Below are 16,407 nucleotides of genomic sequence, written 5' to 3'. Positions count from 1 at the left end.
GGCGCGCAGGTCGGCGAGCGCCGCGTCGATCACCTGGGCGACCGTGGTGTCCGCGGGCAGGGCCGGTGTCTGGCCCAGGTGGCCGATGCCGCCGTCGGCCAGGGTCACCACCGTGCCGTCCGTCGGCTGTTCGAGTCCGGCGAGCAGTCGCAGAAGCGTGGACTTCCCCGCGCCGTTCTCCCCGACGACGCCGATCCGTTCGCCGGGTCGCACGGACAGGGACGCGCCGTCGAGAAGCAGACGGTCCCCTCGGCTGACGGACACCTCACGCAGAGAAAGCTGAGCAGGCATGGACGACCCCCCAAGGACGAACAAGCGACACCAGGCGACACAGGAACGACACGCGATGACCGCAGGCGATGAGCGCCGCCCGCGGGAACCATCAAACGCAACCGAAGTTGCGTTACCCTCAGCATGGCATAGCCCATCCACTAACACAACTGGAGTTGCAATTGCCTTCGGAGGCCCCTCCCCCCGGCGCCCCGGGCACGCTGCGCCCCGGCGGACGCACCGCCCGCACCCGCGCCGCCGTCCGCGACGCCGTCCTCGCCGGCCTCGTCGAACACGGCTATCCCGGACTCACCATCGAATACGTGGCCGAGCACTCGGGCGTGCACAAGACCACGCTCTACCGGCGTTGGGGCGGCGTCGAAGGACTGGTGGCCGACGCCCTGGACTTCGCGGGCGAGGACAGCTGGACCCCGCCTGACACGGGGTCGCTCGAAGGGGACCTGCGGGCCCTCGCCCTCGAGATCGTCGAGACCTTCACCGACCCGGCGAGCGCGGCGGCCCCCACCGCCTTCATCGCCGCCGCCTTCCAGTCCGACCGCGCCGCCGACGCGCTGCGCGGCTTCTACGCCGAGCGGTTCGCGCGCTGCGCGCCGCTGATCGAGCGGGCCGTCGAGCGCGGCGAGGCGCCGCCCGCCACCGATGCGGGCGCTGTCGTGCGGGCGGTCTCCGCGCCCCTGTTCCTGCGGCTCTTCATCACCCGCGAGCCCCTGGACGCGGCCGCGGCGGACCAGGCCGCCGGCGCCGCGCTCGCCGCGATCCGCGCCGGGGCCCACGCCTCGCCGGGCTGACCATGCCGGGCCGGCCACGCCAAGGCGGCCACACCGCCACCGGACCACCGAACCCCGGAGGTCACACCGTCCAGGACTGCTCTATCTTCACCACGTCACCGGTGATCGCCGCGACATCGGCCTCGGTCTGCGCGCGCAGGCCGAGGCGCTCGACCCGGTCGGCCCGGTACTTGCCGTGTTCGGCCTCGGAGTTCCACAGGGACAGCACCAGGAACTCCTGACCCGGCGCCTCCCCGAACACGCCCCGCAGCATTCCCGGGGATCCGGCCATCGCCGGATTCCACACCTTCTCCTGCATGAGCGTGAAGTGCTCCACGCGCTCCTCGCGGATCCGGCAGTGTGCGAACCGCACCACGTCCGCGTCCGCGAACTGTGGCTGAAAACCGACCTTCACGTCGAAGCGATGCTCGAAGAGCCGCACCTGGATGTCCGTGTACGTGCCGACCTGCGCGGCCGCCAGTCTGTCGTGCGAACGCGCCATGAAGGAGTCGTAGAAGGCCCGGTTCTCCCAGAAGCCGAAGAGATGGACGACGTCAGGGCGGGCCCTGCTCCAGCCGCCGCCCTGCCCCCGGAATCCGGGCTCGCCCAGGAGTCCCGCCCACTTTCGCTGCCCCCGCTCGAAGCCCCGGCGGTCCACCACGGTGCAGCGAATCCACTTGACCAGCACCGACCCATCGTACGGCCCCGGCAGTGGCCTGGGTCACGTACCCGAGGAGTACACCCGGGAGGACGGTCGGAAACAGGGCGGTCGGAACAAGGCGGTCGGAACGGTCGCGACCGCACGCGCGGTCAGAGATCGAGCAGCTCTGCGAGGGTGCCGCCGAGGACGCGATCACGCAGCGCGCCCGGCCGTGTCACGCGTTCGACGGTGGCCCGGGCGAGGAACGGGTCGCCGTAGGGCGCGTCCGAGCCGAACATCGTGCGGTCGGGTACCTCGTCGATCGCCAGCCGAACCGCGAAGATGACGCCGGCCGTCGACAGTTCCAGGAACAGGTTCGGGGTCTCCCGTGCCAGCTCGATGGCCGTCAGCCAGTTCAGACCGCCGAGTTGGCTGATCACCACGGGGACGCTCGGGTGGCGGCGCGCGAGTCCGGCCAGAGTCGCCAGGTCTCCCGCCGTGGTCGGCGCGAACCCGTGCACGACGACCGGCAACCCGCCATGATCGGCGGCTGCCCGCAGAACGGGCTCGATCCGAGCGGCCCCGTCCGGTGGCGGGGTCAGCTCACCGATGCCCCGAAAACCCCGGCCGACGACCTCCCGCTCGACCTCCGCCGCGATCTGTTCGGCCGGCTGGTCCAGGCGGACCTTGCCGAAGCCGATGAAGCGATCGGGGTACGCGGCGCACGCCGCGGCGAGTTCCCGCTGGGCGGCCTGGTGGCCGTCCGGACAGCCGGACTGCCCGCTGACCGTCTCGTGCAGCACGCTCATCTCCCGCCGGAACGAGGCCGGATCGGTGGCCCGCTCGGGGTGCGGCCGGGTGCCGAAGAGCACCGCGCGGTCGACTCCCGCCTCGTCCAGCAGAGCGATGTGCCGGTGCACGGGATCGTGGACATGGCTGTGCGCGTCGATGATCAACGAATTTCCCCTGTTCAGGAGCGGTGACGGCGACGGAATGCCGCCGCCGGTCCCATCGTTGAACGTTGACACCATGGCAAGGTCAAGTTCGGGGGAGAAGCAGTGCTGATCGGGCAGTTGGCGAAACGAACCGGGACGAGCGAGCGCTTGCTCCGCTACTACGAAAGCGTCGGCCTTCTCGCCTCGATCCGTCATGCCAACGGATACCGCGACTACGACGATGCCGCCGAGCAGAGAGTCCGGCAGATCCGCGCCCTCTTGGCGGCCGGGCTCTCCACCAGCCTGATCCGGCAGGTGCTGCCCTGTTCCGTCGCGGACGGCTCGCTGCGGCCCTGCCCAGGGGTGCTGGACAAGCTCCGCGCCCAGCTCACCCGTCTCGATCAGCGGGCGGACGAACTGGCGCAGGCTCGCGCGACCCTGCAGCGCACCATCGCGGCAGCCGAGCACGCCGGGTAGCCGCGCGGCCGGTGCGGCAGTGCCGCGCCGACCGCGGCGGCCACGGGCCCCATACGCAGAAGTGAGGTGCCGGCGAAACCGCCGACACCTCACTCCGAGCCCCTAAAGCTCCGAGCACCTCATTCTCGTGCTCGTCCAGGGCTCACACTCAGCTGCAGCCGCTGGTGGAGCCGCAGCCCTCGCACAGGTAGCAGCTGCCCGCGCGGCGCATCTTGGTGCCGCAGGAGAAGCACAGCGGTGCGTCGGCGTTCAGCCCCAGCTGCATCTCCACGAGCTCGGTGGAGTTGTGGACCTGCTTGGGGGCCGGTGCGGCGGCCGCCGGCTGCGCCGGGACCTCCGGCTTCGCGGGCTCGACGTGGCGCGGGGCCGACTGGGCCAGACCCTCGACGTCGACCTCCTCGTCGGCCGGCTCGTACGAACCGGTGTCCAGGTGGCGCTGGCGCTCCTCGGCGGAGTGGATGCCCAGGGCGGAGCGGGTCTCGAAGGGCAGGAAGTCGAGCGCCAGGCGGCGGAAGATGTAGTCGACGATCGACTGCGCCATCCGCACGTCCGGGTCGTCCGTCATGCCGGCCGGCTCGAAGCGCATGTTGGTGAACTTCGAGACGTAGGTCTCCAGCGGCACGCCGTACTGCAGGCCCACCGACACGGCGATCGAGAAGGCGTCCATCATGCCCGCGAGGGTCGAACCCTGCTTGGACATCTTCAGGAAGACCTCGCCGAGACCGTCGTCCGGGTAGGAGTTGGCGGTCATGTAGCCCTCGGCGCCACCCACCGTGAAGGAGGTGGTGATGCCCGGGCGGCCCTTGGGGAGGCGCTTGCGGACCGGGCGGTACTCGACGACCTTCTCCGCGACGGCGGGGGCGGCCACGGGAGCCTTGGCCTCCTCCTTCTCCTTCTTCTTGGCGGAGAGCGGCTGACCGACCTTGCAGTTGTCGCGGTAGATCGCGAGGGCCTTCAGGCCCATCTTCCAGCCCTCGAAGTAGACCTCCTCGACCTCCTCGACGGTGGCCGACTCGGGCAGGTTCACGGTCTTGGAGATCGCGCCCGAGAGGAACGGCTGCGCGGCGGCCATCATGCGCACGTGGCCCATGGCGGAGATCGCACGCTCGCCCATGGCGCAGTCGAAGACCTCGTAGTGCTCGGGCTTCAGGCCCGGGGCGTCGATCACGTTGCCGTGCTCGGCGATGTGGGCGACGACCGCCTCGACCTGCTCCGGCTGGTAGCCCAGACGCTTGAGCGCCTTGGGGACCGTGTTGTTCACGATCTGCATGGAGCCGCCGCCGACGAGCTTCTTGAACTTCACCAGCGCGAGGTCCGGCTCGACGCCCGTGGTGTCGCAGTCCATCATCAGGCCGATGGTGCCGGTGGGGGCCAGCACGGAGGCCTGGGCGTTGCGGAAGCCGTTCTTCTCGCCGAGGCGGATCACGTCCTGCCAGGCCTCGGTCGCGGCGGCCCAGACGGGGGTGTCCAGGTCGTCCATGCGCCGGGCGGAGGTGTTGGCGTCGGCGTGCTGCTTCATGACGCGCTGGTGGGCGTCGGCGTTGCGGGCGTAGCCGTCGTACGGGCCGACGACCGCGGCCAGCTCGGCGGAGCGCCGGTAGGACGTACCGGTCATCAGCGAGGTGATCGCGCCGGCCAGGGCGCGGCCGCCGTCGCTGTCGTAGGCGTGGCCGGTGGCCATGAGCAGGGCGCCGAGGTTGGCGTAGCCGATGCCCAGCTGGCGGAAGGCGCGGGTGGTCTCGCCGATCTTCTCGGTCGGGAAGTCGGCGAAGCAGATGGAGATGTCCATCGCCGTGATGACCAGCTCGACGACCTTGGCGAAGCGCTCGGCGTCGAACGACTGGTTGCCGTTGTCGTCGCGGAGGAACTTCATGAGGTTGAGGGAGGCGAGGTTGCACGAGGAGTTGTCCAGGTGCATGTACTCGCTGCACGGGTTGGACGCGGTGATCCGGCCCGACTCCGGCGAGGTGTGCCAGTGGTTGATCGTGTCGTCGTACTGGATGCCCGGGTCGGCGCAGGCCCAGGCGGCCTCGGCCATCTTGCGGAAGAGGCCCTTGGCGTCGATCTCCTCGATGACCTCACCGGTCATCCGGGCGCGCAGCCCGAACTTCGAGCCGGTCTCGACGGCCTTCATGAACTCGTCGTTGACGCGGACGGAGTTGTTGGCGTTCTGGTACTGGACGGACGTGATGTCGTCGCCGCCCAGGTCCATGTCGAAGCCGGCGTCGCGCAGGGCGCGGACCTTCTCCTCCTCCTTCACCTTGGTGTCGATGAAGGCCTCGACGTCGGGGTGGTCGACGTCGAGGACGACCATCTTGGCCGCGCGACGTGTGGCACCGCCCGACTTGATCGTTCCGGCGGAGGCGTCGGCGCCGCGCATGAAGGAGACGGGACCGGAGGCGTTGCCGCCGGAGGACAGGAGCTCCTTGGAGGAGCGGATGCGGGAGAGGTTCAGGCCGGCGCCGGAACCGCCCTTGAAGATCATCCCCTCTTCCTTGTACCAGTCGAGGATGGACTCCATGGAGTCGTCGACGGAGAGGATGAAGCAGGCGGAGACCTGCTGCGGCTGCTTGGTGCCGACGTTGAACCAGACCGGCGAGTTGAAGCTGAAGACCTGGTGCAGCAGGGCGTAGGTCAGCTCGTGCTCGAAGATCTCGGCGTCCGCCGGGGAGGCGAAGTACCCGTGCTCCTCACCGGCCTTGCGGTAGGTGAGCACGACGCGGTCGATCAGCTGGCGAAGGCTGGCCTCACGCTCGGGGGAGCCGGTGGCGCCGCGGAAGTACTTGCTGGTGACGATGTTGACCGCGTTCACCGACCAGAAGTCGGGGAACTCGACGCCACGCTGCTCGAAGTTGATCGAGCCGTCGCGCCAGTTGGTCATGACGACGTCCCGACGCTCCCAGACCACCTCGTCGTACGGGTGTACGCCGGGGGTGGTGTGGACGCGTTCGATCCGCAGCCCCTTGCCGCCCTTGTTTCCCTTGGAGCGGGAACCTCGCGCGGAGCCGCTCGTCGTCTCGGTCATGCCGCCTCCCTCTTCGGGCAAAACGCCCTAATGCGCCTAATTCTTCCGGGGCGCGATGTGTTCTGTCACCCGGCTGCGCTCAGCGCGCCGGGCAGGTCTTGATGGGTCGCCGCTAGTCGGCGGCCGGAGCGGGCGCGGGAACCGCGCCGTCCGCGGCACGACCGGCCGCGACCGGCACGGCACCGTCGCCGGTGCCGGTGCCGTCGTCCAGGCCGGCGCGGAGCTCCGCGACCGCGGCCTCGAAGTCCTCGAGCGAGTCGAACGCCTGGTAGACGGACGCGAAGCGCAGATAGGCGACGAGGTCCAGGTCCTTGAGCGGTCCGAGTATGGCGAGCCCGACGTCGTGCGTGGAGAGCTCGGCGCTGCCCGTGGCGCGCACCGCCTCCTCGACCCGCTGGCCGAGCTGAGCCAGGGCGTCCTCGGTGACCGGGCGTCCCTGGCACGCCTTGCGCACTCCGGAGATCACCTTGGTGCGGCTGAAGGGCTCGGTGACCCCACTCCGCTTGATGACCATGAGCGACGCGGTCTCCACGGTGGTGAACCGGCGGGAGCAGTCGGGGCACTGGCGGCGTCTGCGGATCGAACAGCCGTCATCGGTGGTCCGGCTGTCGACCACTCGACTGTCGGGGTGCCTGCAGAAGGGGCAGTGCATCGCTCTCCACCCTCCTTCACCCTCGAGGAACCTCGAAATAACGTCCAAAAGCGCTGACGAACGCCGCCGAATACCGATGATCATCGACAAATACCGACACATGCGTACGCCTCAGGCTCCGGCGGTCCCCCTCAGGAGGTCTCACCGGGCAGCCCCCAGCATAGGCGATGGACACCACTGGCGATGACCAGGAGGGGGTGCCGACCACAACTTATGGGTAGCCGCCGCCATCAAAGCACTAGATCTGGTACCGAGCGGCCAACCGGCGCCCAGCGTGTCGCATGCCGGCGAGGCGGGAGGCGGGCCCGCGCGCGAGGCCCGGGGGCGGGCCGAAGGCGTGCGGGTGACACACTGGACCCATGGCGCGGCGAGCCCGCGCGGCGCCGTCCGGCGGGCCCCGAATCGGCTAATGTCCGGCTACCGCCCGGCCCGGGAGCACCCGCCACCGGACCGGCGCCGAGCCGTCGGGCACGGGGTCCAATCCCATGGACTTCGTACCGAAGGTTACCGTAATAGGGCGAATTGATCTCCGCTCGTACACCCTCTCCCTAGATCACGTCAGCCGATCCTCGATATTTCACTCGAACGTGTGTTTGGCGCAACCTTTCGAAAGCAACTACCGTTGTCCAGCTAGGGAGAACATCTCGAGAGGGGCCGACGTGACCACCACCGCAGACAGCGCCACCATCACCGCCCAGGACCGCTCCCAGAACCGACTCGACCAGGCACACCCGATGAATGACGCAGCCATGAACGCCGAGGGGCAGAAGCCGGCCCGCTCGCTCCCCGGACGGCCCCCGGGCATCCGGGCCGACAGCTCCGGGCTCACCGACCGGCAGCGCCGCGTGATCGAGGTCATCCGGGACTCCGTCCAGCGCCGTGGATACCCACCTTCCATGCGCGAGATCGGCCAGGCGGTGGGGCTCTCCAGCACCTCGTCCGTCGCCCACCAGCTCATGGCCCTCGAACGGAAAGGCTTCCTCCGCAGGGACCCGCACCGCCCCCGGGCCTACGAGGTCCGCGGCTCCGATCAGCCGAGCACCCAGCCCACCGACACCTCGGGCAAGCCCGCCGCCTCGTACGTTCCCCTGGTCGGCCGCATCGCCGCCGGTGGCCCGATCCTGGCCGAGGAGTCCGTCGAGGACGTCTTCCCCCTCCCCCGCCAACTGGTGGGCGACGGGGAGCTGTTCGTCCTCAAGGTCGTCGGCGACTCCATGATCGAGGCCGCGATCTGCGACGGCGACTGGGTGACGGTACGCCGCCAGCCCGTCGCGGAGAACGGCGACATCGTGGCCGCCATGCTCGACGGCGAGGCCACGGTCAAGCGCTTCAAGCGGGAGGACGGCCATGTCTGGCTTCTCCCGCACAACGCGGCCTACCAGCCGATCCCCGGCGACGACGCCACGATCCTGGGCAAGGTCGTGGCGGTGCTGCGGCGCGTGTGACACCACCCGCCGGAAGACCGGCCCCGGAACCACTGCGCCGGTTCCGGGGCTTTTCTCTGCCCGGGGAGGCCCCTGCCGTCAGCCCGTGACCGGCCCTCGGCCCCCGTCCGCCGGCTAGGGCGGACACGCCCTAGCGGCCCTCGGCCTTCGCCGCCGTGTCGATGGCGGCCAGCGAGCGCCGCGCCTGGTTGCGGTCCGTGGTGTACCAGAAGTCGGGCAGCGAGGCCCGCAGGAAGCTCCCGTAGCGGGCGGTGGCCAGGCGGGGGTCCAGCACCGCGACGACGCCCCGGTCCCCCGAGGCCCGTACGAGCCGGCCGGCACCCTGGGCCATCAGCAGCGCCGCATGCGTCGCGGCGACGGCCATGAAGCCGTTGCCCCCGTGCTCCTCCACGGCCCGCTGCCTGGCGCTCATCAAGGGATCGTCCGGGCGCGGGAACGGCACCCGGTCCATGACGACCAGCTGACAGCTCGGCCCCGGGACGTCGACCCCCTGCCAGAGCGACAGGGTGCCGAACAGGCACGTACGCGGGTCGGCCGCGAAGTTCCGGATGAGCTCGCCCAGCGTCTCCTCGCCCTGCAGCAGGATCGGCACGTCGAGACGTCCGCGCAGCTCCTCGGCGGCCGCCTGCGCGGCCCGCATCGAGGAGAACAGCCCCAGCGTCCGCCCGCCGGCGGCCTCCACCAGCTCCGCCAGCTCGTCGAGCATGTCGCCACGGGTGCCCTCGCGGCCCGGCTGCGCCAGATGCTTGGCGACGTAGAGGATGCCCTGCTTGGGGTAGTCGAAGGGCGAGCCGACGTCGACGCCCTTCCACTCCGGGAGGTCATCGCCCTCGACGCCCTCGGGAGCCAGCCCCAGGGAGGCGCCGACGCCGTTGAAGTCGCCGCCCAGCTTGAGCGTGGCGGAGGTGAGCACCACAGAGCGCTCGTTGAAGAGCTTCTCCCGCAGCAGCCCGGAGACCGACAGCGGCGCGACGCGCAGGGAGGCGCCGAAGCGGTCGTGCCGTTCGTACCAGACGACGTCGTACTCGGAGCCCTCCACGATCCGCTCGGCGACCGCGTGGATGTTCTCCACGGACGCGAGGGCCTGCTTGCGGACCGCGTCCTCGTCCTGGACCGACTTGTCGCGGGTGTTGCCCAGCGCCGAGATGACCGTGCGCGCGGCGTCACGCAGGGACATCAGGCAGTAGCCCAGGTCCTCGGGGATCTCCTCGAGCCGGCCCGGCAGCGCGAGCTCCATCAGCCGTTCGAAGCTCTCGGCCGCGGTCTGCAGGGCGTCGGCCGCCTTCTCGTCCACCAGCTTGGCGGCCCGCCGCACCGCGCGGTTGACCTGGCCGGGGGTGACCTCGCCGGTGGCGACGCCGGTGACGCGGGACACCAGCTCATGGGCCTCGTCGACAATCAGCACCTCGTGGCCCGGCAGCACCGGCGCGCCCTCGATCGCGTCGATCGCGAGCAGGGCGTGGTTGGTGACCACGACCTCCGCCAGCTTGGCCCGCTCGCGGGCCGCCTCGGCGAAGCACTCGGCGCCGTACGCGCACTTGGAGGCGCCCAGGCACTCCCGGGAGGTCACGGAGACCTGCGACCAGGCCCGGTCGGAGACGCCGGGGGTGAGATCGTCGCGGTCGCCGGTCTCGGTCTCGTCCGCCCAGTCGCGCAGCCGCAGCAGGTCCTTGCCGAGCTTGCTGGACGGGGCCGCCGCCTCGAAGGGGTCGAACAGCCCCTCCTCCTCGTCCTGCGGCACGCCCTCGTGCAGCCGGTGGAGGCAGAGGTAGTTCGAGCGGCCCTTGAGCATGGCGAACTCCGGGCGGCGCCGCAGCAGGGGGTGCAGGGCGTCGACCGTCCGTGGCAGATCGCGCTCGACGAGCTGCCGCTGCAGCGCGAGCGTCGCGGTGGCGACCACCACGCGCTCACCGTGCGCGAGGGCCGGGACCAGATAGCCGAGGGACTTACCGGTGCCGGTGCCCGCCTGCACGAGCAGATGGGAATTGCCGTCGATGGCCGCGGATACGGCTTCGGCCATCGCGACCTGGCCGGGCCGTTCGGTGCCCCCGACGGCGGAGACGGCCGCGTGCAGCAGTTCGGTGAGAGTAGGCGAGGTGGCAGTCATAGCTCTGTCAGCCTACGGGGCGGCACTGACATCGGGGGCCGAGACGGCCCTCCCGGCACCCGGGAGAGCCCTGCAACCCGGCGGAATCGCCGCCCACCGCCGTCCCGCCACAGCGACAGCGACACGCTCCGCGTCAGAGGACCGCGCGCAGGGCACGGTCGCGGATCATCACGGCGGCGCGCTTGTCGGGCAGCTGCACCTCGCCGGACAGCCGGAACCCCGCGCCGAGGAAGGCGGCGAGGGACGGGGTGTTGCGCAGGTCGGGCTCGCCGACGACCCGGCCGGAGGAGGGCCGGTGATCCAGTACGAGGTCGGCGACGGTCCGCAGCAGCAGTGTGCCCAGGCCGCGCCCCCGGTCGGCCACGTTGCCCAGGAGGAAGTGGATCCCGGTGTCGTGCGGCCGGGAGGGGTAGTGGCGGGCGATGGGGTCCAGGTCCGCGCGGTAGACCTCCCAGTAGCTCATGGGGACGCCGCCGAGCACTCCCAGGCAGGGAACGCTCCGGCCGTCCCCGTCCAGCTGTGCCCGCAAGTGGCCGGCGATCACGCCGTCCGGGCCGGACAGTCCCCAGAAGGCGGCGACTGCCGGATCGTTCATCCACTGGCCGATCAGCCGGAGGTCGCGCTCGATGCCGACCGGTACGAGCTGGAAGGGGCCCGCTTCCGTGCCGACGGCCCCCCAGCCGGCGACGCCGTCGAGGAGATCGGGCCCCGGTGGTGGCCCGGCGGCGACCTGATGTTCGTGGGCGAAGAAGTCGATCAGTCCGTCGGTCAGGGGCAGTTCGATCGTGTCGGCGATGTCCGCTCCGGCCGGCCCGGCGAACGGATAGCGCGGCGGATCACAGAGCGGATCACGCGGCGGACCGGTCAACGGATCGGACAAGGGGCCGGACAACGGACCGGTCAACGGGCCGGACAAGGGATCGGACAGCGGACCGGCCAGCAGGTCCGACAGCGGGGCGGTGAGGGGATCGAGGAGCGGGCCGGTCGGCACGTCCGGGAGGGGGTCGGTCAACGGGTCGAAGGCAGGAGCGGGGGCGATGCGGCCGTCGTCTCTCTCGGTGCTCATCGGCCCTCACCTCGCCGACGCCGCGAGCGGGTTGGCGACGGTCACGTACACGGACTGCGTGTCCACCGGCCCCACGAGCTCGTCGAGGCCGCGCAGCCTGGTCAGCAGGTTGGCCTTGCACCGCAGGGCGGGCGCCTCGAGGAAGTGCAGGGGAAGCGACGAGCTCGTGGGGGAAGGGCCGGCGAGGGAGTCCTTGAGGAAGCGGCGCAGGGCGGCCAGCAGGACCTCCTCGTCGGCCAGCCGCTGGGCGCCGAAGGCGCCGATCAGCCCGAGGACGTTGTTGATGCCGAGGTAGTAGAAGAACCTTTCGTCGGCGACGGCGTCGGGGACGAAGGTGTCGCTCTCCTCGCCGATCGTGGGCAGCAGCTGGGCGAGCGCGCCGCGGTGGGAGTCCCGGAAGTAGTAGCCCTGGTTGTCGCGGAAGCGTCCGCCGACCGGCCAGCCGTCGGCATCGAGCAGGACGAGGGTGTTCTGCTGGTGAGCCTCCAGGGCGATGCCCGCTGCTCCGTCGAGCCACAGCAGGGGACGCACGACCGCGTCCAGGTAGCGCAGGAACCACTCGGCGGCGACGGCTCCCCCGGGCCGGCCCGTGCGGTGGGCGAGCCGGGCGATCGTCCGGGAGAGGCGGGAGCTCACGGCGGGGTGACCGGCGGTGGTCGCGGTGCCGGGCCAGGGCCGGGGCGAGGTGAGTCCGGCGACGCACACGGCGTCGTCGCCGGGCCCGAAGGGGTTGTGCCGGATGACGACGTCGACGCCGGGAAGCGGGGTGCCGTCGGGGGTGTCGACGGCGAGCCAGGCGGGGTCGCGGACGATGTCGAAGCCGAGGCCGCCGGGGCAGGCCGCCCGCCAGCGCTCGGCGAGGCCGCTGCGCAGCAGCCGGTGCACCTCGACGCCGCGCCGCAGTTCCTTGCGGAGGTTCTCCCTGCGCGAGTTGGTGATGCGCAGTCCGAGGGAGAACTTCAGCATGGCGGGCGCGCCGGGCCGGTGCGCGGTGCGCAGGGAGGAGGTGGGGTACCAGGGTTCGCCGTGGGCGCCGAGGTCGTGCAGCAGTCCGGCGTCGAACAGGCGGGCCGCGTCGGGGCGGTGCCGGATGTCGCGGGCCTGCCAGGGGTGCATGGGCAGGGCGACGGTGTCGTCCGGAAGTGTGAGTTCCAGCCCGGGCCCGGCGATGCGGGCGGCGAGGGTGGGCGCGTCGACGGCGCGGCCGCGTTCGGTCCAGGCGGAGTCGGCGGCCAGTACGGAGCGGTGGACGGCCAGCCAGTGCAGGGGGAAGGCGCCTCGCGTCTCGGGCGAGTAGCCGGTCGCTTCGGCGTCGGAGAGGCCTTCGCGGCTCTTGGGCGTGGGGTGCAGGGGGTGGCCGAGGAGCAGGGACTGCTCGCCGTGGAGGAAGAGGTTCCCGTCGTCCGGGTCGGCGGGCCTCGCGCGCCGGTCGGCGAGGAAGGCGGCCGTGCGGCGGGCCGAGTCGGCGACCCGGGCGACGAGTTCGGCGCCGCCGTCGGCGGGGGCGTGCCCGGCCTGCGCGGCGCGGTGGGCGGCCTCGCGGCCGAGCAGGGCGGCCAGGGTGACGGCGTCGAAGGCCGGGGCGTCGTCGGGGCCGCCTGTGAGGGTGACCTGGCCGAAGCGGTGCCAGCCGGTGCGGGACCAGTAGCGCACCGGCACGCTCAGCGGGATCCCGGACGCGTTGAGCGGGAGGTAGAGGATGTCGCCGTGGGGGCGGGGGATGTCGTTCTCGCGCACCCAGCAGCGCAGCAGGTTCTCCACGGCCGCCGCGTCGGCGGCCGTGCGCGGGTCGGGGTGGTCCAGCGGGTCGGCGGACGGGTACGGGCCCGGCGCCGGTGGCTCGCCGTGGTGGCCGCCCGGGCGGGGCACCGTGGGGGACGTTCCCTGGCCGGCCGGGGACGCGTCGGTGGGTCGGGGCGCGTTCATGCGGTGTGCGGCGCGCGGGTGGACGGCGTTCCGGCCGGGGTCGCGGCGCCTGCCTCCTTCGGCGTTCGGGGGGTGGGGATCCGGCGGCCGGTGCGCGAGGCCGCGGCGATGGCGTCGGCGAGGCGGTCGAGGACGGCCTCCGCCTGTTCGTCGGTGATGGTCAGCGGAGGCAGCAGGCGGACCACGGACGCGTGCCGTCCGCCCAGTTCGACGATCAGTCCGCGGCGCAGGCACTCCTGCTGCACGGCGGCGGCCAGCGCGGGCGCGGCGGGCAGCGGCTCGGTCCACGGGCCGGGGACGGTCGGGCCGGCGCCGGGCGGGCCGGGGACGGTCGGCGCGGAGCCGGTCGGTGCGGAGCCGGAGGCCCGGGACGTGTCGGAAGCGACGGATCCGGATGCGCACGGGGCGACGGCTCCGGCCGGGTCCGGCACCGCGGCCTCGGGGTCGACGATCTCGACGCCGAGCATCAGCCCCCGGCCGCGTACCTCGGCCACGCACGCGTGGTCGGCGGCCAGCGGGCGCAGCCGGTCCAGCATGCGCTCGCCGAGTGCGGCGGCCCGCTCGGCGAGGGCGTTCTCCCGGACGTACCGCAGGGTGGCCGTGCCGGCCGCCATGGCCAGCTGGTTGCCCCGGAAGGTGCCGGCGTGGTCGCCGGGCCGCCACACGTCGAGCTCGTCGCGGTAGACGATGACGGCGAGGGGGAGGCTGCCGCCGATGGCCTTGGACAGGACCATCACGTCGGGGACGATCCCGCTGTGTTCGACGCCCCAGAAGGCGCCGGTCCGGCCGACGCCGGTCTGCACCTCGTCGGCGATCAGCGGGATGCCGCGGGCGGCGGTGATCTCGCGCATGCGGCGCAGCCAGCCGCCGGGCGCGGGGAGCACCCCGCCCTCGCCCTGCACGGGTTCGACGATCATCCCGGCCGGTGCCGGGACTCCGCTGCCGGGATCGTCCAGCAGGCTCTCGGTCCAGCGGGCCGCCAGGCGCTCGCCGGCCTCGCCACCGGTCGCGTGGGGGCAGCGGTAGTCCTGTGGAAACGGCAGTCTGGTCACCCGTACGTTGGGCGCTCCGCCGGAGACGGCCAGGGCGCCGGACGTCATGCCGTGGTAGGCGCCGGTGAAGGCCAGCAGACCCTCGCGGCCGGTGGCGGTGCGTACGAGCTTGAGCGCGGCCTCCACGGCGTCGGTGCCGGCCGGTCCGCAGAACTGGATGCGGGCGGACTCGGCCAGTCCGGGCGGCAGGGTGGCGAACAGCTCGCTGGTGAAGTCGTCCTTCACCGGGGTGGCGAGGTCCAGGACGTGCAGCGGGGCGCCGGAGTCCAGGACGGAGCGGATGGCCTCGAGCACCACGGGGTGGTTGTGGCCGAGGGCGAGCGTTCCGGCGCCGGAGAGGCAGTCCAGGTAGCGGCGGCCGTCGGCCCCTTCGATCGTCATGCCGCGCGCGCGGACGGGCACGATGGGCAGCGAGCGGGCATACGTGCGCGCCGCCGATTCACGCGCCGACTGTCGCCGGAGGATGCCCTCGTGGCCGGCCTGGGCGCCCGCGGACGGTACGGGCGGCGGTAGTTGGGTCAGGGCCACGGCTCGGTTGCCTCCTCCTGCCGCTGAACGACGGTCGTGTGTCCCCCGTACGTACCAACGACGCCGGGAGCTGCGGATCACGGCCGGAACTCAAGATCCTTCACAGCGGAACCATGGACCCACCCGCGCCCGTCTCCCCCGGCACCGGCATAGTGTGGCCCTGCCCCTCGCCGGGGCGGTGCATGACAAGTTCACAACAGTCCGCGCACAGAGCGGGCATTCGTCCGCAACAGGTACAGATCACAGGGGGAGTCCACTCCATGCCATCGACACGCCGGCCGGCCCTGGCCGCCGCCGCACTCATCGCCTCGTTGGCGCTGACCGCCACCGCGTGCGGTCCGTCCGACGACAAGGCCTCGGGCGGCGACACCAAGCCCAGCGCCGCCGCGGGCCAGAAGGGCGACGACCTCCCCAGCCTGCCGAAGGGAATCCCGAGCAAGGACCTGGAGAAGTGGAAGAAGAAGTGGCAGGACGGGGCCTGGAAGAACTGGGACAAGGACCAGTGGGTCCGTGAGGCCCGCGACTTCATCAACCCCATCATCGAGGGCCACTGGAAGCCCGACACGATGAAGGACGCGCGCTCCAGCGACAAGACGCTCGCCACCCAGGGCGCCCCCGGATCGGTGCCGGGCAGCGGCTCGAGCGACCAGGGCGTCACCGACCCCGAGCCGCGCCCGGTGCAGGCCAAGGCCGTCAACCTGCCGTACCACGACAACGCCGCGCCGGTGGGCAAGGTGTTCTTCGACAGCCCCGAGGGCCACATGGTCTGCTCGGCGACGGTCGTCAAGGACCCGGCACACCCCGGTAAGTCCAACATGGTCTGGACCGCGGGCCACTGCGTGCACGCCGGCAAGAAGGGCGGCTGGTACCGCAACATCGCCTTCGTGCCGTCGTACAACGACAAGGGCCTGCCGGCCGCGCAGGTCAACAGCGCGCCGGTGACGGACGTCGCGCCGTACGGCGTGTGGTGGGCGGACTGGGCGCAGACGTCCAGCCAGTGGATCACCCAGGGCGCCGAGACCGGTGGCGCGGGTGCCCCGTACGACTTCTCCGTCCTGCACGTGAAGTCCGAGAACGGCAACGGCAAGTCCCTGGAGGAGACGGTGGGCAACGCCCTGACCGTCGACTTCAGCACCCCGCAGGTGAAGTCCATCCGCAGCATGGGTGCCTGGGGCTACCCGGCCGCGCGGCCCTTCGACGGCCAGAAGATGTACGACTGCATCGACAAGCCGGGCCGTCTGACGATCGAGCCGTCGCAGCCGACCATGTACCGCATCGGCTGCACGATGACCGGTGGTTCCTCCGGCGGCGGCTGGTTCGCCCCCGGCCCCGACGGCAAGGCGGTGCTGGTCTCCAACACCTCGATCGGCCCGGCCAACAGCACCTGGCTGGCCGGCCCGCGTCTGGGCCCGGAGGCGAAGGGCGTCTACGACGCGCTCAGCCAGAAGTTCGCGAACAAGCGCTGACCGACCGATAGGCGCACCACGGCGAAGGCC

At 71.7% G+C, this 16,407-nt stretch carries 13 protein-coding genes; 4 read left to right on the top strand and 9 right to left on the bottom strand.

Translation table 11 applies throughout. The features are described 5' to 3' along the window. Positions 1-264: ATP-binding cassette domain-containing protein (locus AB4K12_RS30600; protein WP_368437991.1), on the bottom strand; the 264-nt coding region annotated here is incomplete at its 3' end. 188 nt (positions 265-452) lie between these two features. Here AB4K12_RS30600 and AB4K12_RS30595 point away from each other — a divergent pair. Then, a complete protein-coding gene (locus tag AB4K12_RS30595) occupies positions 453-1,079 on the top strand; it encodes a TetR/AcrR family transcriptional regulator C-terminal ligand-binding domain-containing protein (protein ID WP_368437989.1) in 627 nt (208 codons plus the stop codon). A gap of 61 nt (positions 1,080-1,140) precedes the next feature. On the opposite strand, the gene AB4K12_RS30590 is transcribed toward AB4K12_RS30595, so the two are convergent. After that, positions 1,141-1,746: a YdbC family protein gene (locus AB4K12_RS30590; protein WP_086570164.1), complete on the bottom strand. Its 606-nt coding sequence runs from the start codon at positions 1,744-1,746 to the stop codon at positions 1,141-1,143. A gap of 122 nt (positions 1,747-1,868) precedes the next feature. Further along, entirely contained in the window at positions 1,869-2,654 is a 786-nt protein-coding gene (locus tag AB4K12_RS30585; protein ID WP_368437987.1) for an amidohydrolase family protein, read from the bottom strand. A gap of 102 nt (positions 2,655-2,756) precedes the next feature. Between AB4K12_RS30585 and AB4K12_RS30580 the strand changes: the two genes are divergently transcribed. After that, positions 2,757-3,110, top strand: a complete 354-nt coding sequence (locus tag AB4K12_RS30580; protein WP_362259876.1) for a MerR family transcriptional regulator — start codon at positions 2,757-2,759, stop codon at positions 3,108-3,110. 148 nt (positions 3,111-3,258) lie between these two features. Here the strand turns inward: AB4K12_RS30580 and AB4K12_RS30575 are convergent, their stop codons facing one another. Further along, complete coding sequence (locus AB4K12_RS30575) at positions 3,259-6,135, bottom strand: vitamin B12-dependent ribonucleotide reductase (protein ID WP_362259874.1); 2,877 nt, start codon at positions 6,133-6,135, stop codon at positions 3,259-3,261. 112 nt (positions 6,136-6,247) lie between these two features. Then, on the bottom strand, positions 6,248-6,787 hold the full coding sequence (nrdR, locus tag AB4K12_RS30570) for a transcriptional regulator NrdR (RefSeq protein WP_368437985.1): 540 nt from the start codon (positions 6,785-6,787) through the stop codon (positions 6,248-6,250). 659 nt (positions 6,788-7,446) lie between these two features. On the opposite strand from nrdR, the gene lexA reads away from it, so the two are divergent. Beyond that, complete coding sequence (gene lexA, locus AB4K12_RS30565) at positions 7,447-8,232, top strand: transcriptional repressor LexA (protein WP_086570154.1); 786 nt, start codon at positions 7,447-7,449, stop codon at positions 8,230-8,232. A 130-nt stretch (positions 8,233-8,362) separates the two neighbouring features. Here the strand turns inward: lexA and AB4K12_RS30560 are convergent, their stop codons facing one another. From AB4K12_RS30560 to AB4K12_RS30545, 4 genes are all read right to left on the bottom strand, one after another. Beyond that, positions 8,363-10,339, bottom strand: a complete 1,977-nt coding sequence (locus AB4K12_RS30560) for an ATP-dependent DNA helicase (protein ID WP_368437983.1) — start codon at positions 10,337-10,339, stop codon at positions 8,363-8,365. Positions 10,340-10,472: 133 nt separating this feature from the next. Further along, positions 10,473-11,099, bottom strand: coding sequence for a GNAT family N-acetyltransferase (locus AB4K12_RS30555; protein ID WP_368437994.1), 627 nt, complete (start codon positions 11,097-11,099; stop codon positions 10,473-10,475). A 312-nt stretch (positions 11,100-11,411) separates the two neighbouring features. Next, positions 11,412-13,331 carry an IucA/IucC family siderophore biosynthesis protein gene (locus AB4K12_RS30550; protein ID WP_368437981.1) on the bottom strand — a complete coding sequence of 640 codons (1,920 nt, stop codon included), beginning with the start codon at positions 13,329-13,331 and terminating at the stop codon, positions 11,412-11,414. After that, positions 13,328-14,911: a diaminobutyrate--2-oxoglutarate transaminase family protein gene (locus AB4K12_RS30545; protein ID WP_368437979.1), complete on the bottom strand. Its 1,584-nt coding sequence runs from the start codon at positions 14,909-14,911 to the stop codon at positions 13,328-13,330. The genes AB4K12_RS30550 and AB4K12_RS30545 overlap by 4 nt, the downstream gene beginning before the upstream one ends. 260 nt (positions 14,912-15,171) lie before the next feature. Here AB4K12_RS30545 and AB4K12_RS30540 point away from each other — a divergent pair, with 260 nt between their 5' ends. Next, the gene (locus tag AB4K12_RS30540; RefSeq protein WP_362259862.1) at positions 15,172-16,377 is read left to right on the top strand and encodes a hypothetical protein; all 1,206 of its coding nucleotides are present in this window, start codon (positions 15,172-15,174) and stop codon (positions 16,375-16,377) included. Positions 16,378-16,407 lie beyond the last annotated feature (30 nt).

Source organism: Streptomyces sp. C36 (assembly GCF_040932295.1).
Classification (GTDB): domain Bacteria; phylum Actinomycetota; class Actinomycetes; order Streptomycetales; family Streptomycetaceae; genus Streptomyces; species Streptomyces triculaminicus.
The sequence above is the reverse complement of the archived record's forward strand: the minus strand, read 5'-3'. Positions and strand labels throughout refer to the sequence as shown.

Excerpts from the sequence above, each read along its gene's own strand:
- AB4K12_RS30560 (WP_368437983.1), bottom strand. The coding sequence starts at position 10,339 with ATGACTGCCACCTCGCCTACTCTCACCGAACTGCTGCACGCGGCCGTC.
- nrdR (WP_368437985.1), bottom strand. The coding sequence starts at position 6,787 with ATGCACTGCCCCTTCTGCAGGCACCCCGACAGTCGAGTGGTCGACAGC.
- AB4K12_RS30550 (WP_368437981.1), bottom strand. The coding sequence starts at position 13,331 with ATGAACGCGCCCCGACCCACCGACGCGTCCCCGGCCGGCCAGGGAACG.
- AB4K12_RS30575 (WP_362259874.1), bottom strand. The coding sequence starts at position 6,135 with ATGACCGAGACGACGAGCGGCTCCGCGCGAGGTTCCCGCTCCAAGGGA.
- AB4K12_RS30540 (WP_362259862.1), top strand. The coding sequence starts at position 15,172 with ATGCCATCGACACGCCGGCCGGCCCTGGCCGCCGCCGCACTCATCGCC.